This is a genomic window from Cupriavidus mimosae (assembly GCF_023952485.1).
Lineage (GTDB): Bacteria > Pseudomonadota > Gammaproteobacteria > Burkholderiales > Burkholderiaceae > Cupriavidus > Cupriavidus taiwanensis_C.
The window spans coordinates 153,307-174,945 of sequence record NZ_JALHRY010000012.1 but is presented as its reverse complement, the minus strand read 5'-3'; the positions used below and the strand labels follow the sequence as shown (position 1 = coordinate 174,945).

The 21,639-nt window shown below is 67.7% G+C and carries 22 protein-coding genes; 11 read left to right on the top strand and 11 right to left on the bottom strand.

Going from position 1 to position 21,639, the window contains the following annotated elements; all coding sequences use genetic code 11:
* Positions 1-196: 196 nt before the first annotated feature.
* Positions 197-2,029, top strand: coding sequence for an NAD(P)-binding domain-containing protein (locus MKD50_RS22150; protein WP_252668664.1), 1,833 nt, complete (start codon positions 197-199; stop codon positions 2,027-2,029).
* Positions 2,030-2,117: 88 nt separating this feature from the next.
* Positions 2,118-2,759, top strand: a complete 642-nt coding sequence (locus tag MKD50_RS22145; RefSeq protein WP_115705001.1) for a LysE family translocator — start codon at positions 2,118-2,120, stop codon at positions 2,757-2,759.
* 38 nt (positions 2,760-2,797) lie between these two features.
* Here MKD50_RS22145 and MKD50_RS22140 read toward each other — a convergent pair whose 3' ends face one another.
* The 3 genes from MKD50_RS22140 to MKD50_RS22130 are packed head-to-tail and all read right to left on the bottom strand — an operon-like array spanning position 2,798 to position 5,450.
* On the bottom strand, positions 2,798-3,295 hold the full coding sequence (locus MKD50_RS22140; protein ID WP_252668663.1) for a GDYXXLXY domain-containing protein: 498 nt from the start codon (positions 3,293-3,295) through the stop codon (positions 2,798-2,800).
* The gene (locus MKD50_RS22135; RefSeq protein ID WP_252668662.1) at positions 3,292-4,407 is read right to left on the bottom strand and encodes a DUF4401 domain-containing protein; all 1,116 of its coding nucleotides are present in this window, start codon (positions 4,405-4,407) and stop codon (positions 3,292-3,294) included. The genes MKD50_RS22140 and MKD50_RS22135 overlap by 4 nt, the downstream gene beginning before the upstream one ends.
* A complete protein-coding gene (locus MKD50_RS22130) occupies positions 4,404-5,450 on the bottom strand; it encodes a DUF2157 domain-containing protein (RefSeq protein ID WP_252668661.1) in 1,047 nt (348 codons plus the stop codon). Before MKD50_RS22130 ends, MKD50_RS22135 begins: the two co-directional genes overlap by 4 nt.
* Before the next feature lie 154 nt (positions 5,451-5,604).
* Here MKD50_RS22130 and MKD50_RS22125 point away from each other — a divergent pair, with 154 nt between their 5' ends.
* Positions 5,605-6,372 carry a 5'-methylthioadenosine/adenosylhomocysteine nucleosidase gene (locus MKD50_RS22125; RefSeq protein ID WP_252668659.1) on the top strand — a complete coding sequence of 256 codons (768 nt, stop codon included), beginning with the start codon at positions 5,605-5,607 and terminating at the stop codon, positions 6,370-6,372.
* Between the two features lie 72 nt (positions 6,373-6,444).
* On the opposite strand, the gene MKD50_RS22120 is transcribed toward MKD50_RS22125, so the two are convergent.
* Positions 6,445-6,690 (bottom strand): hypothetical protein, encoded by a 246-nt coding sequence (locus MKD50_RS22120; protein ID WP_115705011.1) that lies wholly within the window; start codon positions 6,688-6,690, stop codon positions 6,445-6,447.
* Positions 6,691-6,857: 167 nt separating this feature from the next.
* Between MKD50_RS22120 and hemA the strand changes: the two genes are divergently transcribed.
* The 6 genes from hemA (at position 6,858) to MKD50_RS22090 (ending at position 11,980) form a co-directional block, all read left to right on the top strand.
* Entirely contained in the window at positions 6,858-8,162 is a 1,305-nt protein-coding gene (gene hemA / locus MKD50_RS22115; RefSeq protein WP_116296233.1) for a glutamyl-tRNA reductase, read from the top strand.
* Positions 8,163-8,261: 99 nt separating this feature from the next.
* Entirely contained in the window at positions 8,262-9,344 is a 1,083-nt protein-coding gene (gene prfA, locus MKD50_RS22110; protein ID WP_252668657.1) for a peptide chain release factor 1, read from the top strand.
* Between the two features lie 192 nt (positions 9,345-9,536).
* On the top strand, positions 9,537-9,866 hold the full coding sequence (locus MKD50_RS22105; protein ID WP_018005248.1) for a hypothetical protein: 330 nt from the start codon (positions 9,537-9,539) through the stop codon (positions 9,864-9,866).
* Between the two features lie 155 nt (positions 9,867-10,021).
* Entirely contained in the window at positions 10,022-10,915 is an 894-nt protein-coding gene (prmC, locus tag MKD50_RS22100; RefSeq protein WP_252668655.1) for a peptide chain release factor N(5)-glutamine methyltransferase, read from the top strand.
* A 121-nt stretch (positions 10,916-11,036) separates the two neighbouring features.
* Complete coding sequence (gene grxD, locus MKD50_RS22095; protein ID WP_012354019.1) at positions 11,037-11,348, top strand: Grx4 family monothiol glutaredoxin; 312 nt, start codon at positions 11,037-11,039, stop codon at positions 11,346-11,348.
* Between the two features lie 8 nt (positions 11,349-11,356).
* Positions 11,357-11,980 carry a UbiX family flavin prenyltransferase gene (locus MKD50_RS22090; protein ID WP_252668653.1) on the top strand — a complete coding sequence of 208 codons (624 nt, stop codon included), beginning with the start codon at positions 11,357-11,359 and terminating at the stop codon, positions 11,978-11,980.
* Positions 11,981-12,008: 28 nt separating this feature from the next.
* Here MKD50_RS22090 and MKD50_RS22085 read toward each other — a convergent pair whose 3' ends face one another.
* The 3 genes from MKD50_RS22085 to MKD50_RS22075 all read right to left on the bottom strand — a co-directional run bounded on the left by MKD50_RS22085 (position 12,009) and on the right by MKD50_RS22075 (position 15,043).
* The gene (locus MKD50_RS22085; protein WP_112776756.1) at positions 12,009-12,203 is read right to left on the bottom strand and encodes a hypothetical protein; all 195 of its coding nucleotides are present in this window, start codon (positions 12,201-12,203) and stop codon (positions 12,009-12,011) included.
* A 144-nt stretch (positions 12,204-12,347) separates the two neighbouring features.
* Entirely contained in the window at positions 12,348-13,865 is a 1,518-nt protein-coding gene (gene amaB, locus MKD50_RS22080; protein ID WP_252668651.1) for an L-piperidine-6-carboxylate dehydrogenase, read from the bottom strand.
* A complete protein-coding gene (locus MKD50_RS22075) occupies positions 13,862-15,043 on the bottom strand; it encodes a saccharopine dehydrogenase family protein (protein ID WP_115705024.1) in 1,182 nt (393 codons plus the stop codon). The genes amaB and MKD50_RS22075 overlap by 4 nt, the downstream gene beginning before the upstream one ends.
* A 129-nt stretch (positions 15,044-15,172) precedes the next feature.
* Between MKD50_RS22075 and MKD50_RS22070 the strand changes: the two genes are divergently transcribed.
* Entirely contained in the window at positions 15,173-15,622 is a 450-nt protein-coding gene (locus MKD50_RS22070; protein ID WP_010809873.1) for an Lrp/AsnC family transcriptional regulator, read from the top strand.
* A gap of 45 nt (positions 15,623-15,667) precedes the next feature.
* Entirely contained in the window at positions 15,668-16,477 is an 810-nt protein-coding gene (gene dapB / locus MKD50_RS22065) for a 4-hydroxy-tetrahydrodipicolinate reductase (protein WP_115711005.1), read from the top strand.
* Positions 16,478-16,522: 45 nt separating this feature from the next.
* Here dapB and MKD50_RS22060 read toward each other — a convergent pair whose 3' ends face one another.
* The 4 genes from MKD50_RS22060 to MKD50_RS22045 form a co-directional block, all read right to left on the bottom strand.
* On the bottom strand, positions 16,523-17,251 hold the full coding sequence (locus tag MKD50_RS22060) for a hypothetical protein (RefSeq protein WP_252668649.1): 729 nt from the start codon (positions 17,249-17,251) through the stop codon (positions 16,523-16,525).
* A 179-nt stretch (positions 17,252-17,430) separates the two neighbouring features.
* Positions 17,431-18,921: a chloride channel protein gene (locus MKD50_RS22055; protein WP_115705032.1), complete on the bottom strand. Its 1,491-nt coding sequence runs from the start codon at positions 18,919-18,921 to the stop codon at positions 17,431-17,433.
* A gap of 105 nt (positions 18,922-19,026) precedes the next feature.
* Entirely contained in the window at positions 19,027-20,043 is a 1,017-nt protein-coding gene (locus tag MKD50_RS22050) for a Bug family tripartite tricarboxylate transporter substrate binding protein (RefSeq protein WP_115705034.1), read from the bottom strand.
* A gap of 54 nt (positions 20,044-20,097) precedes the next feature.
* Positions 20,098-21,591 (bottom strand): acyl-CoA synthetase, encoded by a 1,494-nt coding sequence (locus MKD50_RS22045; RefSeq protein WP_252668647.1) that lies wholly within the window; start codon positions 21,589-21,591, stop codon positions 20,098-20,100.
* Positions 21,592-21,639 lie beyond the last annotated feature (48 nt).

Below are 21,639 nucleotides of genomic sequence, written 5' to 3'. Positions count from 1 at the left end.
TCTCACATTCATTTCCTCCTGCGTTGTCCAGCATGAATCCTGAGGGTTTCCATACCGGTCCGTACGCGCTTAAGGTACACGGAGAGCTCTGATTGGCATTGGAATACCCTCGAGAACCCGAAACCTTGCTACTTAAGGGCGCACCACAAATATCATTTGATATGAATCTTCCAGTACGTTTCAACTGGAAATCCGCATGGAGGTGAACGCAATGCAAGAGTATTACCCAAACATCATTATTGGCGGGGGCCCTGCCGGGCTCAATATGGCCCTCGAACTCAGCAAGCGCAGCATCGAATATATCTTGCTAGAGGCAAGCGAAAGTGTCGGGGGACAATGGGACCGCCATCCTGTATACGGCCAACTAATTTCGCTCAACAAAAAATACGTCCCCGGTGAAAATCACACCTATCGAATGCGCTATGACTGGCACTCACTCAGCACCATCAGCGCTGAAGATGCAGCCAAAGATCCCAAGCTCCTGTTTACAGAATGGACATCCGAACATTGGCCACCTGCAAAGATTTACAAAGAGTATCTGAAGTATGTGGCCGAACGGATGGGACTCACAAAAAATATTCGCACCGGCACCTATGTTCGCCGTGTGTCGCGAAACAATGATCGCTTCACCGTCCAAATATCTGATTCTCTATGCATCTCAGCAGATCGAATATTTTTTGCCACGGGAAAATCGAAACCGATTCTGCCTGATATAAAAGGTATCGGCCCTGATACCTGTACCTTGTATGAAGACTTCGATGCAGACATGGCTGCTGAGCGCTACAGGAACAAGATTGTCGTCGTGCTTGGACGAGGTAACTCTGCTTTCGAAATCGCGCATCACCTTGTCGATATTACGGCTGAGACGCGCGTTGTCACACGTTCCTTACCGTTGTTCGCTCGGCAGACTCACAACGTACACGATTTACGTGCTCAAGTTTCAGATATCTTTGACCTGATGCAACTCAAGTCGAACAACAATATTGTGAGTGACCGTATCGTAGAGGTTCACCGGATAACCGGTGGAAAGAACGATGGGCGGCTGTTGATTCGCTACGAAACACCCTGCCCCCATTGGACGCCGCCGAGATGGTTGAAGCGATCGGGAATCATAGATGATCTGATTGTTTGTTGCGGATTTAACTACACGATGCCCCATATCTTCGATATGGAGACCGTCCGGCCAGCCATGGACGAGAAAGGGAAATATTGCCTGCTCACATCAAGTTGGGAGTCCGTGACGGAGCCTGGTCTGTATTTCATAGGTGCCTCGATGCGCGTCAACGACCCGGACGCCGCTTCCGGTTTTGTACATGGCTTTCGATGCAACATTCAGGCACTGGGCAACATCATCGCGGAACGACATCATGGTATGGCGCTTAAGCCGATGTTTGAGTGCAAAGTACCGATGGAAGAACCTGCTAATGCACTCACCTCTCTTGCAGAATTCATCGTTCAGTATGTAAGTGCCAGCATGCCCTTGTTTGAACTCTTCAGCTATTTCGGAAGCACTGTCACGTTTGAAGAAAGCGATGAGGAAAGCATTGTTCGTGCATGTGTGTGGCCGGCATTTCCACGCGAGTACAACTACGAACGTTGGGGCAATGAACAGAATCGGATTGAAATAGTTTTCCAGTATGGTTTTTCCCAGTATGGAAATGGCAAACTCCCAACGCACTACTTCACGCTACCAGCGGATCATTTCGACACATCCAAGAGCGCGTATATTCACCCCGTGTTCCATGTTTTCCGCGGAGGCGTGGAAGTCGATTCACTCCATATGCAGGAGAGCCTGATCGGTCGTTGGGATCTGGACGACTACGTTGATGCCCAGACCAACGTTGACCAGTACAGGAATGTCGCTTTCAATGCTTGCTCCTGTGCGCTGGGCCTTGAAGAGCGCCGGAGCACGCTGCCGGTGAACGATGAGCATGTGGGTAAATGCTATCCGTTGATGACCGAGGAAGAAGTTGCCGAGGCACTGCGAGTGCAGCCAACCCTGGCGTTGCTTATGAGAGCACAACTCTAAGACCTCCTCCCCCGGCCACAAGCCGGGGAAGAATGACTGATGAACAGCGTGACGCCGACCTGAGCCAGGTCGATAGAAAGGACTATCCATGCCTGTAGAGCTAACTGCATTCAATGGCGTTCTGGGGCTCGTGCTGACCTCCGCTGTGCTGATCGCGGTTCCAGGCCCGAGCATCATGTTCCTGGTCGGGCAAACGATAGCAGTGGGACGGAGAAATGCGTTACGGGGTGTGATCGGCAATGCGATCGGGACCTATTGTGTTGCTGTGATCGTAGCGATGGGAATCGGCTCGCTGCTGATGCGCTCCGACCATGTCTTGATTTTCATTCGACTGCTAGGTGCCGTAGTCTTGCTAGGCATCGGCTTTCAATATTTGCTCTTTTCCAGATCTATGCTGGCAGGAGGAAAAAGCAATCCGCGAAAGAGCCAGCAATCATTGGTTGCAGGAATCATCGTGGGCTCGACCAATCCAAAAGCACTGATTATGTTTGGCTCGATAGTCCCCAGCTTTATGGGCGACGGGGCGGAAAGTCCGATCGCCTACTTGCTAGTTTTTTCACTGATACCGATTGCCCTGGGACTGGTCATAGATGCGGCGTGGGTCGCCGCCGCTCATGTCGCGAGTTCGAGCACATTATTCAGCGGGAAAAGGCTAAGGCTCTTCAACATCATTGGTGGCGGATTGATGATTTCGATGGCCATTCTGCTGGCAGCGGAAGCCCTGCATTGACGAGTGCATTCAAATTTGATGCGACAGGACAGGGGACTTTACAACTTCTCCATCCCCTTCCCCCGCAACCCCACCAGCAGCGCCTGCCCGTCCGCCCCCACGCGAAACTCCCCATACTCGGCCTGCGCGAAGCGCTTGCCCTGCCCCTCCTGGAAGAAATACGCATCGGTCGACACCTGCACCTGCATGCCGCCCCAGCGCGAGCGCGCGGTCTGGTAGCGCAGCAGTTGCTCGCCCGGCGCCAGCGGCTCGGCGCCGTGCACGCGCACGAAGCCGGCAATGCCCTGTTCATCGCGGCGAATCACGGCGACGCCGTCGCGCGGCACCTGGGCGTCCTGAGCCCGGGCGGCGCGGATCTGGTTGCCGATGTCGAAGTTCAGCGCCATGTAGTCGCCCTGCATCAGCGAGCGCGGATCGACCGGCGCGAGCCTGAGGAAGACGACGTCGCCGTGCGCCAGCAGGCGCTCCTTGCCGGCGATGCCGACGGCGGCCAGCGCCAGCGTCAGCGCCCAGGCGATCAGGATCCAGCGTTTCATGCGGCCTCCATCTGTGCGCGGCGCAGCAGCGAGTAGCGGCCGGCGAGCAGCAGGACGCCGGCGGCGGCGAGGGTGGCCGACTTGGCAAGCAGGGTCCAGTGCAGCGCCGAGTAGTACCAGATAAAGCCGATGGCGATGCTGGTGACGCCCAGCCCCAGCCACGGCATCGACGCCCGCCGCAGCGCCAGCCCGAGCGCGAGTACGCCGGCCACGACCGCGGGCGCCGCTGCCATCAGCGCGCCGAATGCGACCAGGCCGCCCAGCACGGCGCCCTGCATGGCCTGGCCGAGCCCCAGCCGGCGGCATTCGGCCAGCGCGAAGCCGGCCAGCATCAGCGTAGTCAGTCCGCCCGCGGCCCAGTGCGCCAGCGGGATGCGGGCCGCTTCCGGGCCCTCCAGCCAGGCCAGCGGATGGCTCATGCCTGTGACGACCAGCGCCGCCGCCAGCGTGAACAGCAGCGTCGCGTCGGCCAGCGGTTCCATCAGCGCATGGCGGCCGTCCGCGCACAGGCGCGCCTCGGCCAGCGTGAAGCCGGCCGCCAGGGCAGCGCCGAGCGGCACCAGCCAGCCGAGCGACCAGGTCAGCAACAGCCAGTCCTCCGGCTTGCCGCCGGCCATGGCGAGATGCACCGCGCCGGCCAGCCCGATCCACGCGCCCAGACCGCACAGCAGCCGGTGCAGCCGGTTGGGCACGAGCCAGGCCAGCGCGGCCTCGAACAGCGCCAGTGCGGCCCAGAAGCCCGCACTCTCGGCCACGCGCGTGAAGCCGAGCGCCTCGGTTAGGCCGAACACGGCCATGCCTTGCCCGCTCAGGCTGACCGCCAGCGCGAACTGTCCCGCGGCGATGCCGCCGCCGCGCCAGTACAGCAGCGCGGCCAGCGCGATCATGGCCAGTCCGGTGACGGCCATCGCCACGCCGTTCTCGCGCGCGGCAACGAAGACCGTACCGACCAGGAAAAACTGGAAGAACAAGGCGCCGAGCCAGCCCGCCGCGCCCATCAGGCAGCGTACCGACCACGGCGTATGGGGATGCGCGGGCGGCTCGCCCTGTACCTCGCCGCGTGCGGCGAGTTGTTGCCAGAGCCGCTGCTCGGTCTGCAGTACGTTGCTCATGCCTGCTCCAGCTGGCTGCGCCAGGCCCGCATCAGCCACGCGGCCGCGGCGGCGGCCAGGCCGATGGTCAGCAGGCCAAGCAGCAGGAAGGCGCCGAAATCATCCTTGCCCTCGAACAGCACCTTGGCGATGGCCGCGACCGCAAGCACGATGCCGGTCAGGCAGGCCAGGCTCAGCACCACGATGTCGAAGGCATGCCAGCGGAACCACCAGACCAGCGCGGCCAGCGCCAGCACCGCCAGCGCAAAGGCGGCGCCGTCGAAGTCGCTGCGCAGCAGGCTGGCCAGCCCGAGCGAGCCGGCATGCAGGCACGCCAGCGCCGCCAGCATGCGGCCGCCGGTCAGCCCGCGGAAGCCGAGCGCCGGCGCCTGAACGCACAGCAGCTGCCACAGCACCAGCTGCAGCGCCACCGCGCCCAGCAAGGCCAGCGTGGCGGTGCGCACGTGACGCGAATCGAACAGCAGCGAGAACACGCCGTCGATGCCGAAGCGCAGGCTGAAGTACCGCAGCAGCGCCAGGTTGCCGACCACGATCACCAGCCACCAGTGCGGCGCCGCGCGCGCCGCCAGCGCCCACGGCAGCGCCAGCAGCGCCCACAGCGCGAACAGCTGCCAGGGGTCGGCGCCGGTCTGGTAGGTCTGGCCGATCACCGCCAGCAGCACGCCCGCCACCACCTGCGCGCCGCCCAGCGCGGCGCGGCCGGCGGCATCGCCCGCCGGGCGCAGCCAGGCAAGGCCGGCCAGCAGCGTGATCGCGCCGGCGAGCAGGCCGAACTTGGAAAACTTGTGCAGGTCCTGCCAGTTGAAGGCGAAGAACACGATCACGCCGGCGCACAGCAGCGCGGTGCCAAGCGCCATCAGCGCGGTGTCGAGCCAGCGGCGCCAGTCCGCGGCGAACGGTTCGGTGCGCGCCCACGGCGCCGCGACCGCCGCCGGCGCGAGGCGGCCCAGCGCGCGCCAGTGGGCCAGTGCCTGGCGGATGGCGCGCCGCTCGCCAACGGCTTCGCGGTCCGGGCCATTTGCTCCGATGCGGGTTGCTTGCATGCTCGCCCTTGCGTGCTGGAATGACGGCGACTTTAGCAAAGTGATACGTGGGCCGCACCTGTTGCGTGGGAGGGGGCGTGCGCTCGCGCTCCATCCAGGCTCGGCCTGCGCGGGCCGGGTATGCTGTGGGCCTTGTCCAAGTTGCCCACGCCCCATGACCCTCGGAATCCTTGCCGCCATCCACGATGAAGTCGATGGCCTTGTCGCCGCCATGCGCCATGACGACAGCCGCGCCACCGTACGCACCATCGGCATGCGCGACTACTACAGCGGCCATTTGTACGGGCAACCGTGCGTGCTGGTGCTGGCGCGCATGGGCAAGGTGGCGGCGTCGGCCACCACGGTCACGCTGATCCGCGAACTGGGCGCCACGCAGATCGTCTTTACCGGCCTGGCCGGCGGCATCGGCGCGGCCACGCAGGTGGGCGACATCGTCATCGCCGATCGCACCCTGCAGCATGACCTGGACGCGCGCCCTTTCTTCGGCCGCCATGAAGTGCCGCTGCTGGAGCGCGCCGCATTCCCGGCCGATGCGGCGCTGACGGCCGAGCTGCATGCCGCCGCGGCAGACTTCCTGCGCGACGACCTGGCCGTCGACGTGCCGCGCGCGGTGCGCGAGAAGTTTGGCGTCGCGGCGCCGACCCTGCACCGGGGCATGATCGCCAGCGGCGACCAGTTCATCGGCTCGCCCGCCGCGGTGGCGGAGTTGCGCGAGCGGCTGCCCGGCCTGCTGGCGGTAGAAATGGAAGGCGCCGCGGTGGCACAGGTCTGCCATGAATATGGCGTGCCTTACGCGGTAATGCGGACCATCTCGGACCGCGCCGACGACACCGCCCATGTGGATTTCTCGGCATTCCTGACCGACGTGGCCAGCCACTATTCCAGCGGGGTGCTGCGCCGCCTGCTTGCCGCGAGGGCCTGACGTCAGGCAACGCGGCCGACTGACCGGGATCAAGCCGCGTGCAGATTCCTGACCGGAAAGTCGGTTCAGTATTTACCGACCGCGCGGCCGCACCGTGCCCCAGAACCCGACCAGCAGCGCCGACCCGGCGACCACCGCGAGCCAGCTGCTGAGTTGGCCGTCGACAAACCAATGCAGCGCGCGGCCGGTGTAGAAAGCCGCCGCCGCACCCGCCGCGCCCAGCACCAGCGCGGCCGGCACGGTCACCACGCGCCCTGCCGGGTGCAACCGGCGTGCCGCCAGTCCGACCAGCAAACCCACGATCAAGGTGCCCAGCATCCGCTTCTCCTGTGTTGTCCGCATCACAGCCGGCAAGCGGCCGAGGCGTAACGATACTGCAATCCGGCGCCCCTGCCACCCACCGCGGCGGGCGACTGCAATCATCGGTCCCGGCGGTATAATGACATCCGGTCCGGCCGCGCTTCGGGCCACACCAGTCCCCAACAATGCAACTGCTCGCGATCGGCATCAATCACACTACGGCACCCGTCTCGCTGCGCGAGCGGGTGGCGTTTCCGCTCGAGCAGATCAAGCCGGCGCTGGGGGCCCTGCGCTCCCACCTGTCGGGGCGCAGCGGCACCGAAGCCGCGATCCTGTCCACCTGCAACCGCACCGAGATCTACTGCGCCACCGACGTGCTGACGCCCGGCACGGACGGCTTCGAGCACACCCTGCGCTGGCTGTCGCAGCATCACAATGTGCCGGCCACGGAGCTGGCGCCTCACCTGTATGCGCTGCCGCAGTCCGAAGCCGTGCGCCACGCCTTCCGCGTGGCCAGCGGGCTGGATTCGATGGTGCTGGGCGAGACCCAGATCCTGGGCCAGCTCAAGGACGCAGTGCGCACCGCCGGCGAAGCCGGCTCGCTCGGCACTTACCTGAATCAGCTGTTCCAACGCACCTTCGCGGTGGCCAAGGAAGTGCGCGGCCAGACCGAGATCGGCGCGCATTCGGTGTCGATGGCCGCGGCCGCGGTGCGGCTGGCGCAGCGAATCTTTGAAAGCGTCTCGACCCAGCGCGTGCTGTTTATCGGCGCAGGCGAGATGATCGAGCTGTGCGCCACCCACTTTGCTGCGCAGCAGCCGCGCCAGATCGTGGTGGCCAACCGCACCGTGGAACGTGGCGAAAAGCTGGCCGAGCAGCTCAGCGGCCAGGGCCTGACCGCCAACGCGATCCGCCTGTCGGACCTGGGCGAGCGCCTGCATGAGTTCGACATCGTGGTGTCGTGCACCGCCAGCTCGCTGCCGATCATCGGCCTGGGCGCGGTGGAGCGCGCGGTCAAGCGGCGCAAGCACCGCCCCATCATGATGGTTGACCTGGCCGTGCCGCGCGACGTCGAGCCCGAAGTCGCGCGCCTGGACGACGTCTTCCTCTATACCGTCGACGACCTCGGCGCGGTCGTGCGCGAAGGCAACGCCCTGCGCCAGGCCGCGGTGGCGCAGGCCGAAGCCATTATCGAAAGCCGCGTGCAGAACTTCATGCACTGGCTGGAAACCCGCAGCGTGGTGCCGGTCATCCGCGAACTGCAGAGCAGCGGCGAAGCCATCCGCCAGGCCGAACTGGAGCGCGCGCGCCGCATGCTGGCGCGCGGCGACGATCCGCAGGCCGTGCTCGAGGCGCTCTCCGGCGCGCTCACGCGCAAGTTCCTGCACGGCCCCACGCACGCGCTCAACCACACCCAGGGCGAGGACCGCGAGGCGCTGCTGCGCCTGGTGCCGGGCCTGTTCCGCCACAGCAGCCATTCCGAGCGCTAGCCGCGCTCGCCTTGCCGGCGCGCCGCGCCCGGCACGCACTCGCCGCCGCCCCCGCGATCGCGCGCGCGGCCCGGCCCACCCCATTCCCTGTCCGCCCCGATGAAAGCCAGCATGCTTGCCAAGCTCGACCAACTGGCCGAGCGACTCGACGAAGTCAACGCCCTGCTCGCGCGCGCAGACGCGACCGCCAATATCGACCAGTACCGCAAGCTCAGCCGCGAACATGCGGAGCTGTCGCCCGTGGCCGAGCAATACGGCCAGTACCGGCAGGCCCAGGACGACCTCGCCACCGCGCAGGCGCTGCTCGACGACCCGGAGATGAAGGACTTCGCCGCCGACGAGATCGCCGCCGCGCGCGACCGCCTCGAAGCGCTGCAGGCCAGCTTGCAGCGCCTGCTTCTGCCCAGGGACCCGAACGACGACCGCAACCTGCTGTTGGAAATCCGCGCCGGCACCGGCGGCGAGGAAAGCGCGCTGTTCGCCGCCGATCTGCTGCGGATGTACACGCGTTATGCCGAACGGCAGCGCTGGCAGGTCGAGGTCATGAGCGAATCGGAATCAGACCTCGGCGGGTACAAGGAAGTGATCGTCCGGATCGCCGGCGATGCCGCGTTTTCGCGGCTGAAGTTCGAATCGGGCGGCCATCGCGTTCAGCGCGTGCCCGCGACCGAGGCGCAGGGCCGCATCCATACTTCCGCCTGCACGGTGGCCGTGATGCCCGAGGCCGACGAGGTCGGCGAGGTCGAGATCAACCCGGCCGACCTGCGCATCGACACCTTCCGCGCCTCCGGAGCGGGCGGCCAGCACGTCAACAAGACCGATTCCGCGGTGCGCCTGACCCACCTGCCCACCGGCATCGTGGTCGAGTGCCAGGATGACCGCAGCCAGCACCGCAACAAGGACAAGGCGATGAAGGTGCTCGCCGCCCGCATCAAGGACATGCAGGCGCGCGCCGCGCAGGCGCGCGAGGCCAGCACCCGGCGCAACCTGATCGGCTCGGGCGACCGCAGCGACCGCATCCGCACCTACAACTTCCCGCAGGGCCGCGTGACCGACCACCGCATCAACCTGACGCTGTACAAGATCGACATGATCATGGACGGCGACATGGACGAGCTGCTGTCGGCGCTGGCCGCCGAGCACCAGGCGGACCAGCTGGCGGCGCTGGGCGATGACGCCTGAGCTGCTCCTTTATGACACCCAGTCGAGGCTTCGGCGATGAACACCGCGTAAAGTCGCCGATGTCTTTGTATCTGTTGTAAATGCTTGAAACAGCACTGGCGGGGGTAAAGTCGCTGTCTATAATCGATTTCGACCGGCAAACGGAGAATGGTGCCGGGTAGTCACTCCCGAGAACATAGCTAGGACGAAATCATGAAAAAACTGCTCGCGCTGTTGATGATCACCGCGGCCATGGCCGCTTGCAGCAAGAAGGAAGAAGCGCCGCCCGCCGCCTCGAACGCCGAGAGCGCGATGCAGAGCGCCGCGGAATCCGCCAAGGCCGCCGCAAGCGATGCCGCCGCTGCCGCCAGCAACGCCGCAGATGCCGCCAAGGCTGCCGCCAGCGACGCGGCCTCCAACGCTTCCGCCGCCGCGGAGAAGGCCAAGGAAGACGCCGGCAACGCCATGGAGCATGCCAAGCAGGCCGCCAAGGATGCCGTCAACGCCGGCGCGGACAAGGCCAAGGACGCCGTCAATAAGTAATCGCCCCGGCGGGGTCATTGCGCCCGCCGCCGCCGATGAGCGGTACACTGGCACGAAGCCGGAAGTTTCACCAGAGCACCGCCCCAAAGCCCCGCCAGGTCCCGCACCGGTGGGGTTTTTTGTAGCCGGCACCAGAACCGTCTTTTACCCACTCGATGTCCACCCCCGACTCCACCGCGCTGCCGGCAACCCCCACGCTGCGCGAGGCGCAGACCCTGGCCGCCATGGCCGGGCTGCCTGCGCTGGAAGCGCGCATGCTGCTGACCCACGTCACCGGCCTGAGCCGAACGCAGCTGATCACGCGCGACACCGACGTGCTCACCATCGCCCAGCGCGACGCGTTTGCGACGCTGCTGGCGCGGCGGCTGGCGGGCGAGCCGATGGCCTACCTGATCGGCGAACGCGAGTTCTTCGGCCGCAAGTTCCGGGTCACGCCCGACGTGCTGATCCCGCGCCCCGATACCGAGGTCGCCGCGGAAGCCGCGCTGGCGCGGCTGGCCACGGTGCCGCAGCCCAACGTGCTGGACCTCGGCACGGGTTCCGGCATCCTTGCCGTGACGCTTGCGCGCGAGCGGCGCGACGCGCGGGTCTGGGCCACCGACATCTCGCCCGGCGCGCTCATGGTGGCGCAGGACAATGCCCGCGCGCTGGGCGCCGAGCATATCCAGTTCCTGGTCTCGGACTGGTACGCGGCGCTGCCGCCGGAGCTGCGCTTCCACCTGATCGTCAGCAACCCGCCCTATATCGCCGCGGGCGACCCGCACCTGGCCGAAGGCGACCTGCGCTTCGAGCCGATCGACGCGCTGACCGACCACGACGACGGCCTCTCCGATCTGCGCGCCATCGTAGGCGGCGCCGGCGCGCGGCTGCTGGCGGGCGGCTGGCTGCTGATGGAACACGGCTACGACCAGGCCGCGGCCACGCGCCAGCTGCTGCAAGCCGGCGGCTTCGACGAGGTCTTCACCGCGCGCGACCTGGCCGGGCTGGAGCGCTGCACCGGCGGACGCTGGCCAGGCGCCCAGCCCGACGGTACTGCCGCGGCACCCTGAAGCGCCGCGGCGATTCCGGTAAAATCGGCGTCAGATTCCCGCCGTGCGGCCCCGCCGCACGGTATCCCTTCCTCCTCAGGCGGCGCCCGCGACACGGCCTCGCCCCACTGAAAAGCAAACCATGAGCGACGTGCAGCAACAGATCGACCAGATCGTCAAGGGCAACCCGGTAGTCCTGTTCATGAAGGGCACCGCGCAATTTCCGATGTGCGGTTTCTCGGGCCGCGCCATCCAGATCCTGAAGGCCTGCGGCGTCGATGCGCCGACCACGGTCAACGTGCTGGACGACGAAGGCATCCGCCAGGGCATCAAGGAATACGCCAACTGGCCGACCATTCCGCAGCTCTACGTGAACGGCGAGTTCATCGGCGGCTCGGACATCATGATGGAGATGTACCAGAACGGCGAACTGCAAACCCTGCTGAAGGGCTGAGCTGCGCCATGTCCGGGGCTGGCGGCACACCGCAACGGCTGATCGTCGCCATCACCGGCGCCACCGGGGCCATCTACGGCGTGCGCCTGCTGCAGGTGCTGCGCGCGGCGCCCGCGGTGGAAACCCACCTGCTGATTTCGCCGGCCGGCGTGATGAACCTGCAGCACGAGCTGGACATCGGCCGCGCCGAGGTCGAAGCGCTGGCCAGCGTGGTGCACAACGTGCGCGACATCGGCGCCACCATCGCCAGCGGTTCATTCCGCGCGCAGGCCATGGTGGTGGCACCCTGCTCGATGCGCACGCTGGCGGCGATCGCCCATGGTTTCTCGGACAACCTGATCACGCGCGCCGCCGACGTCACGCTCAAAGAGCGCCGCAAGCTGGTGCTGCTGGTGCGGGAAACGCCGTTGAACCTTGCGCACCTGCGCAACATGACGGCGGTGACGGAAATGGGCGGGATCGTGTTCCCGCCGGTGCCAGGCTTCTACCAGAAGCCGCAGAGCATTGCCGAACTGGTCGACCATACGGTCGGGCGCGTGCTGGACCTGGTGGACCTGCCGCAGATCGGGCAGACCCTCGCGCCAAGCTGGGGCGGGCTGAACGCCCGCGCCAGCGACGCGGCCGGGAACTGAGTCCGGCCGCCCGGGTTACCGGGATCGATTACCAGCGGCGATAGCCGCGGCCATAGTACCCGTACCCGCCGTAGTAGTACGGACGCGGCGCCACCACCACCGGCGCGGGCGCCACGTACACCGGCGCCGGACCGACCGCCGGGCCGGCGGGCGTGGGATAGACGGCGCAGCCGCCCAGCAGGGTCACCGATGCCGCACCGGCAGCCAGTCCAATCGTCAGCATTCTCATCATTTCATCCTTGGGGTCGCAACGGGCATGTGCCTGCCTTGCTGACGTTATACGGGCAGAACACGTAATACGGCGTCAAAGCCGTGTAACGCTTGTTACCGTTCCCTACGCGCGATGCCGCCTGCGCAAGGAGAGACCTCAGATTTCGAAGCGGATACCTTGTGCCAGCGGCAGCGAATCACCGTAGTTGATGGTATTGGTGGCGCGGCGCATATAGCCCTTCCACGCATCCGAGCCTGACTCGCGGCCGCCGCCGGTCGCCTTCTCGCCGCCGAAGGCGCCGCCGATTTCCGCGCCGCTGGTGCCGATATTGACATTGGCGATGCCGCAGTCGCTGCCCGCCGACGACAGGAAGCGCTCGGCCTCGCGCATCGATTCGGTGAAGATGCACGACGATAGCCCATGCGCGGCGGCATTGTTCAGCGCGATGGCCTCGTCCAGCGAGGTGTACGGCATCAGGTAAAGGATTGGCGCGAAAGTCTCGGTCAGCATGGTGTCGTGCTGCGCGTCGGTCATCACCAGCGCGGGCCGCACGTAGCAGGCATGCGGATAGCGGTCGGCCAGCAGGCGCTCGCCGCCGGTGACGATATTGCCCTGCGCCCGGCACGCCGCCAGCGCGTTGGCCATGGCGTCGCCGGCGGCGCTGTCGATCAGCGGGCCCACCAGCGTGCCGTCCGCCAGCGGATCGCCGACCGGCAGCCGGTCGAACACCGTGATCAGCCGGCTCGCCATGGTGTCCATCAGGTCGGCATGGATAAAGCAGCGGCGCAGCGTGGTGCAGCGCTGACCCGCGGTGCCGGCCGCGGCAAAGGTGATGGCGCGCACCGCCAGCTCGATATCGGCCGAGGGCGCGACGATGGCGGCGTTGTTGCCGCCCAGCTCCAGGATGCAGCGCTTGAAGTGCCCGGCGCAGGCGATGCCGACCTCGCGGCCCATGCGGGTCGAGCCGGTGGCGCTGACCAGCCGCACCGCGGGGTGCTCGACCAGGTGGCTGCCCAGGTTGCGTCCGCCCGGCAGCACCGCCGAGATGCCACTGTGCTGAGGCGCCGCCGCGGCCAGCACGCGCTCCAGCAGGCCGTGCGCGGCGAGCGCGCACAGCGACACCTTCTCCGACGGTTTCCAGATCACGCCGTTGCCGCACACCAGCGCCAGCGCCGCGTTCCACGCCCACACCGCCACCGGGAAGTTGAACGCCGAAATCACCCCGCATAATCCGTACGGATGCCAGGTCTCGCGCATCGCGTGCTGCGGGCGCTCGGAGGCGATGGTCAGCCCGTGCAGCTGGCGCGACAGGCCGACCGCGAAGTCGCAGATGTCGATCATCTCCTGCACCTCGCCCAGCCCTTCCTGCAGGATCTTGCCGGATTCGAGCGACACCAGCCGGCCCAGCGCCGTCTTGTGTTCGCGCAGCACCTCGCCGAAGCGCCGCACGATCTCGCCGCGCGCCGGCGCCGGCAGCAGCGCCCAGGTGCTCTGCGCAGCGTGGGCGCGCGCGATCAGCGCGTCGGCCTGCGCCGGCGTGCAGGCCGGCAGGTGGCCGATGGCCTCGCCGTCGACCGGCGAGCGCACCGTCACGGCACCGGCAGGCGTGCCCTCGCGCCATGGCCGCGGCAGGCCCAGCGAATCCCAGCAGGCGGCAAACTCTTGCGCTTTCATACGAGACTCTCCTGGAGCGGATGCTGCGTGTAGTGGCGGCCGAAGCGGTTGGCCAGGAAGGCATCGAGCGGCATCGACTCCTGCCGCACGAAGCCGGCCTGCGGCAACGCGCCGGTGGCCACCATGTCGAGCGCGGTGCAGATGCCCGCGGCAGTGGTCAGCTGGATCGCATTGACATGGCCGCCCTCACCGTCCACGCCGCCGATGCGCGCCGAGAACGAAGCCTGCGTCAGCGGCCCGCGCCCGCGTTCGCCCCCGGCCGGGTAGCCGGTGGCGGTGGCGAACACGATCACCACGTCCTGCTGGGTCACCGGAATGGCGCGATCGAAGATATCGCGCAGCCAGTCGCGGCGTTCGCGCAGGCGCAGGTCGTTGAGCAGCAGTTTCATCAGCGCGCAGTGGCCGGGATAGCGGATCGACTTGTAGTCGACATGGCGCGCGCGCCCGGCCAGCGTCTCGGGCAGCGTGCCGAGCCCGCCCGATGTATTAAAGGCTTCATATTCGATGCCGTCCAGCGCAAAACTCTCCAGCCCTTCCAGCGCCGTCAGTTCGACGCGCCGGCCGTCGACGATGGCCTCGCACGGGTTGCAGTATTCGTTGATCAGTCCCTCGGTGCTCCAGGTCAGGTTGTACTTGAGCGCATTGCTGGGATAGCGCGGCAGCGCCCCTACGCGCATCTGCAGGTCCAGCAGCTCGCCGCCGCCGCGCAGGAAACGCTGCGCGAGATCGTGGCCGACCACGCCGATAAATCCTGGCGCCAGTCCGCATTGCGGCATCAGCACCGAGCGCGCGCCCTGCGCCAGCTGGCGGATGGCCTGGGTGGCGGCGACGTCCTCAGTCAGGTCGAAGTAATGCACGCCCAGGCGCGCCGCCACCGAGGCCACGCTGATCGCGGCATGGAACGGCAGCGCGTTGAGCACGGCGTCGGCGCCGGCAAGCAGCGCGGCGCAGGTGCCGGGCTCGGTGGGATCGCCGGCGCGCGCCAGCACGCCGCGCGGCAGGCCATCGAGGCGGCGCCCGTCATGGTCGACCACGCTGACGCGGTAGTCGCCGCTGTCGTGCAGCATCGCCGCGATGGTGCGGCCGATCTTGCCGGCGCCAAGCACCGTCACGTGCAGCGGGCGGGCCGCCTTGGGCAGGTCGCGCGGGGCCTGCCGGCCCAGGTTCGAGGCTTGCATGGTGTCTCCGTCCACAAGAAGAAAAGGATTCGGTTGACTGGAGTATGGATAGCCCGGCCGACACAATGAAGGCACAAGAACGACGAAAAACCGCCATAATCGAACGAAACGACGAGACATCCCGACGCAATGACCGAACTCGACACCACCGACCGCCACCTGCTGTCGCTGCTGCAGGCCAACGCCCGTGAAAGCGCCGCCAACCTGGCCCGGCACCTGGGGATCGCGCGCACCACGGTGGTGGCGCGCATCGCGCGGCTGGAGCGCAGCGGCGTGATCGCCGGCTACGGCGTGCGGCTGGGCCAGCGCATGGAAGACAATGCCATCCTGGCCTATTGCGGCCTGTCGGTGCAGCCCAAGGCCGCGCCCGCGATCCTGCGCGCGCTGCAGCGGCTGCCCGAGATCGAAGAGGTCAATTCCGTCAGCGGCCCGGTCGACTACCTGGTGGCGATCCGCTGCGACACGCATGACCGGCTCGACCGGCTGCTCGACGAGATCGGCATGCTCGACGGTGTCAACCACACCACCACCTCGATCGTGCTGGCGCGCAAGCTCGACCGCCGGCGCGCCGCCGGCTGACGCGGTATGCTGCCAGACCCATCAGCCATTGCGGAGAAACAGAACATGAGCAACCCGATCCGTGTCGCCGTGGGCGGCGTGACCGGCTGGGCCGGCGGCGAACTGGCGCGCGGCGTGGCCCATGCGGCCGACATGGCCCTGGTGGCGGGCTTGTCGCGCGGCGCCGCCGGCCAGACCCTGGCGCAGCTGACCGGCCATGCCGATACCCCGGGCGTGGCCGCCGCCAGCATCGAAGCGCTGGGCCAGACGCCGTACGACGTCTACGTCGAATACACCAAGCCCGGCATCGCCAAGCACAACATCCTGCAGGCGCTGGCGCACGGCGCGCACGTGGTGGTCGGCACCTCCGGGCTGACCGACGACGACTATGCCGAGATCGACGCGGCCGCGCGCCAGGCCGAGCGCGGCGTGCTCGCCTGCGGCAATTTCGCTATCACCGTGGTGCTGCTGCAGAAGTTTGCCGAGATGGCGGCGCGCCACCTGGAACACTGGGAGATCATCGACTACGCCAAGGCCGGCAAGATCGACGTCCCCTCCGGCACGGTGCGCGAGCTGGCGTACCGGCTCGGCCAGGTCAAGGCCGCCGCGCAGGCGGTGCCGGTCGACCAGGTCAACGGCCCGAAGGAGACCCGCGGCGCGACCATGTCGGGCACGCAGGTGCACGCCGTGCGGCTGCCGGGCTACCAGCTGGGCGTGGAAGTGATCTTCGGCGCCGACGGCCAGCGCCTGCACCTGAAGCATGAGGCCGGCGACGGCTCCAAGCCCTATGTTGCCGGCGCGCTGCTGGCGATCCGCAAGGTGCACACCGTGCGCGGCGTGGTGCGGGGGCTGGACAAGGTGATGGAAGGACTGTGAGGCAGCCGGCGGCGCAGGCGAGCGGAGCGCCGCCTGCCTGTGCCGTTACCAGCTGCCTGGCTTTTCCGGCTTGGCCGGTGCCTTCGGCGCGGGCTTGGCCGCGGCGGTCTTGCCCTTGGCCGCCGGCGCCGAGGCCGGATTGAGCTGCTTGTCGACCTCGGCGTCCTTGTCCGCCATCAGCGCGCGCGCCTGCGGCAGCAGCATCTCGATGGTGCCGGTGCTGGGGTCTTCCGGCATCGCGTACAACTCCACCGTCAGCGGCCGCTGCGTCCAGCCGGCATGCAGCGTCTTGACGGTCTTGCCGGCCTTGTCCCGCATGTCTTCCTGCTCCTGGCGGAAGGGCTTGCCGTACAGCGCGCTGATGCTGTCGGCCGCGGCCTGCTGCGAGTTGGCGCCGGCGGTCGGCACCACCAGGCCGACCAGCGCATTGCGGTCGACAAAGGCCACCACATAGGGGCCATCCATGAACGCCGGGCGCTGCGCCCGCGGCACGCCAACCTGGCGCATCAGGCCATCGCCCTTCAGTTCGACGCAATAGCCCGTGACATCGCGGCCGTCGGGCGAGCGCTTGTCGGCGCAGTCGGGCAGCGCCGGCAGCGGGTTGCCGATTTCCAGCATGGCCAGCAGCGGCGCCAGCGCGCTGTTTTCGGCCGTGGCCACCGGCCTGGCGGCCGGTGCGGAGACGGGGGAAGCGGCAGCCGCAGCAGGGGCGGCATTGGCGCCGGCGGCGCCCAGCAGGCCGGCAAGCGCCAGCCCGGCAACGGGGAATTTCAAGACGGGACTCCTGGTGAAAGGCTCCGGGTTGGAGCCCGCCCCCGCCGGGTTGTTCCTGCACGGCGCGAGATCGTGGCGGACGATTCACTTGCGGCGCGCACGGCAAGGGGCGACAAGGGGGCGTGCGCTAGCTTACCCGATGGCACCGGCGCCGCCGTCACTTGCGCCCCGCGCCGGCATTACCCCGCCGGCGCCTTGCGCGTCAGCGCCAGGGCCTCGCGCCGGAAGGTGTGGCCGACCTGGTGGTAGAACGGGTGCGGCGAGAACTGCCGCGAGATGAACGATGCCAGCAAAGACGCCGCCAGCAGGAACACCGTCAGGTCCTGCGTGCGCGTCATTTCCATCACGATCACGCTGGCGGTGATTGGCGCCTGCGTGGCTGCGGCCAGGAACGCCGCCATCGACACCAGCGCCAGCACGCGCGGCTCGGCCATGCCGCTGACGAAATGCGCGACGTTCTCGCCGATGCCCGCGCCGATCGCGAGCGCTGGCGTGAAAATCCCGCCCGGGATGCCGGCGAAGTACGACACCACGGTCGCCACCAGCTTGGCCAGGCCGAACCACAGCGTGGCATGCGATTCGCCATTGATCAGCGCCGCGGCCTGCTCATAGCCGGTGCCGAAGGTTGCGCCCGCAGTGGCCCAGCCGAGCAGCGCCACCACCAGCCCGCAGCCAAACGCGGTCCACACCGGATGCCGCCCCGGCCAGTCGCGCCACGCCGCCGGCAGCAGCGCCGGCACCCCGCCCTTGAGCGCCTTGGCGAACACGCCGCCCAGCACGCCGGTGACGACCGCGCACAGCAGCACCGGACCCCAGGCCTCATGCAGCCCGAGCATCGGCACCTTGACCACGAAATACGGGTTGTTGCCCAGCACCGCCAGCGACAGGAAACCGGCGGTGAGCACGCCCGACAGCACCAGGCGGTCCCAGCGCACCGCGGTGCCGCGACCCAGTTCCTCGATGGCGAACACCACCCCGGCCAGCGGCGTATTGAACGCCGCCGCCAGCCCGCCGGCCGCGCCGGCCGCGATCAGCGCATTGGGATGAAAGCCGATGCGAAAGCGCAGCTTCTCCTGGCACCAGCGGCCCCAGGCCAGCATCGCCGCCGCACCCACCTGCACCGACGGGCCCTCGCGCCCGACCGAGGCACCCGCCAGCAGCGCCGCGGCAGTCAGCACCACCTTCCACATCGACTGGCGCAACGACACCAGCAGCGTCTGTGCCGGGCCCGACGGCGGCAAGGTGACCGCCGCGATCACCTGCGGAATGCCGCTGCCGCGCGCCTGGGGCGCCAGCCGGATGGTCAGCCAGCGCAGCGCGGCCAGCCCGAACGGCAGCATCACGAACGCCAGCCACGGCGTGGCCTGGGTCAGCTGGCGGTTCCAGTGCAGCGCGACCTCGGCGATCCACGCGAACACCAGCGAGAACAGCCCGACGCAGCCGGCGCCGAACATGAACACGGCATAGCGCAGCGTGGTGCGCGAGATGCGCCCGGCCTGGCGCGACTTGCGCCACGCCGCCACGCGCGCGCGGCGGCTGATCTGGTTCAGCAGGCGGGGATCGGGGGGCGGCGCGCCGGTGTCGGGCTGCGCCTGGGAGTCCGGGCTATCGCCCGGTGCGGCGGACGAGGACGAGGCAGGCTTGGGATCGTGGGAGTCGCGATCGGTCATGGCTGGGAGCGGGCGCAGGCATCCGGCGGGAGCGCGCCCCGCCGCCTTGATGAGCTGAAACTATACGCCCATCGCCCACCGGTCCCTGCGCGCCCGGCCGACGCGTCAGTCCAGCGAGATGTTGTTCGCCTTGATCACCTTGCCCCAGTGCGCGCGGTCAGCCTCGAGATAGCGGTCGATCTCTGCCTGCGTGCGCGGTGGCTGCACCAGCAGCCCGAGGGCGCTGAAAGTGGCGCGGAACTGCGGGTCCTTCAGCACGTGGTCGGCGGCGGCCTGCAGCCTGGCCACCGCTTCGGGCGGCGTCTGCGCGGGCACGGCCAGGCCGAACCAGGTCGCGGCCTGGAAGTTGGGATAGCCGCTCTCGGCCACGGTCGGCACGTTCGGCAGCACCTCGAGCCGGCTGCGCCCGGTGACCGCAAGCGCCTTGAGCTTGCCCGCCTTGATATGCGGCAGCGAGGTGCTGACCACATCGACCATCAGCTGCACGTCGTTGGCCAGCAGCGCCGCCAGCGCAGGCGCGCTGCCGTTGTAGGGCACGTGCGTGACGCCGATGCCCAGTTCGGTCTTGAGCATCTCGGTGGCCAGCTGCAGCGCGTTGCCCAGGCCCACCGAGGCGTAGTTGAGCTTGCCGCCCTCGGCCTTGGCGTAGGCCGCGAACTCGCGGATATTGCCGGCCGGCACGCGGGTGTTGGTGACCACTACCAGCGGCGCCTCGGCGCCAATGCTGAAGATGCGGAAATCCTTGGGCGGATCGTACTGGATCTTCTTGTACAGCATCGGGTTGAGCACCATGCTGCCATTGGTCGCCAGCACCATGGTGTAGCCGTCGGCCGGCGCGCGCGCCACGCTGGTGGTGCCGATCATGGTGGCCGCGCCGGGGCGGTTTTCCACCACCACGGTCTGGCCGAGCTGGCGCGACATGCCATCGGCCAGCGCGCGGCCGAACTGGTCGGTCGAGCCGCCCGGCGTGTAGGGCACCACCAGCTTGAGCGGGCGGTCGGGATAGGCCGCCTGCGCGGCGCCGCTCCAGATTGCCAGGGCAAATCCTGCGCCGGCCGCGATCGTGGCGAGCCAGGCGCGCCGTGGCTTGCGTCCGGTGGTCTTGGTCGGTTTGTTCCGCATCTCGTCTCCTCCTGTCGTTATCGGCTTGTGCTTCGTGCAGTCCCGCCGGTGCACTCAGACGCGGCGCTGGCGGCCTTCCCAGTATCGGTCGCGCAGCCGGCGCTTGGCCAGCTTGCCGGTTTCATCGCGCGGCAATTGCGCCTCGACCACGATGCTGCGCGGCACCTTGAAGCCGGACAGCCGCTCGCGCAGCCAGTCGATCACCTCGGCCTCGCGGATCTCGGCGCCCGGCATGGGCTGCACCATGGCCAGCAGGCGCTCGCCGTATTCCGCGTCGGGAATGCCGAACACCACGCAGTCGGCCACGCCGGGGTAGCGCACCAGCTCATGCTCGATCTCCGCCGGATAGATGTTGACGCCGCCGGAAATCACCATGTCAGAGGCGCGGTCGCAGATGAACAGGTAGCCGTCGGCGTCGACATAGCCCATGTCGCCCAGCGTCACCAGCCCGTCGCGGTCGATGGCGGCGCGCGCGGCCTCATTGTTGCGGTAGGTGAAGTCAGGGTAAGCGGGCTGGCGCACGTAGACCAGGCCGATTTCGCCCGGCGCGCACTGGCGGCCTTGTTCGTCGAGGATGCGCAGCTGCGCGTCGTCGACCGGCCTGCCGGCGGTGCCCGGGCGCGCGGCGGCGTCGGCCGGGGTGGCCACGGTGATCATGCCGGCTTCGCTGGAGGCGTAGGTTTCATGGATCACCGGACCCAGCCACTCCAGCATCGCGCGCTTGACCTCGGGCGCGCACGGCGACCCGGTCGAGGCGACGAAGCGGATGGAGGACAGGTCGTATCTGGCGCGCACCTCGGGCGGCAGCTTGAGCAGGCGCACATACATGATCGGCACCAGGTAGAGCACGTCGATGCGGTGCTGCTCCACCAGCGCCAGCACCTGCTCGGCGTCGAAGCGCGGCGTCAGCACCAGGCGCTCGGCCATCTGCAGCGCGTTCTGGATAAACGAGCCCGGCGCACTGTGGTACAGCGGCGCCGACATCAGCGCGCGGCAGCCCGGCTCCAGCCCGTAAGTCTGCCGCACCACCGAACGCATGCGCTCCAGCTGTTCCTCGAGCCCGTCCAGCGGCAGCGCCTGGCGCAGCACGCCCTTGGGCCGGCCGGTGGTGCCCGACGTATATGCCATATGGCCGCGCGGCGCCACGCGCGGGCCGTCATAGGCGGGCTGCTGCGCGAGCCACGCTTCATATTCAGTCGCGCCCGCGGCAGGACCGCCCACCGACAGCACCGGCATGCCGGCCGGGACCGCGTCGCGCACCGCGGGCAGCAGGTCGTCCTGCACCAGCAGCACCCTGGCGCCGCTGTCGCTCAGCAGGAAGCGGACTTCGTCCGCGGTGAAGTGCCAGTTGATGGGACAGTAGTAGCAGCCGGCGATGCGGCAGGCATGGACCACGTCGGCGTACACCGGGTCGTTGCGCAGCAGTACCGCGATCACCTCGCCCTCCTGCACGCCGAGCGCGCGCAGGCCGCCGGCCAGGCGGGCGCCGCGCGCCAGCAAATCCTCGCCGCTGCGGTGCATGTCTTGATACCAAAGGTCCGTGGCCATCCGCTGTCTCCAAGCTTGGGTTTTGTCAGCCGACCACTGTATCGGCGT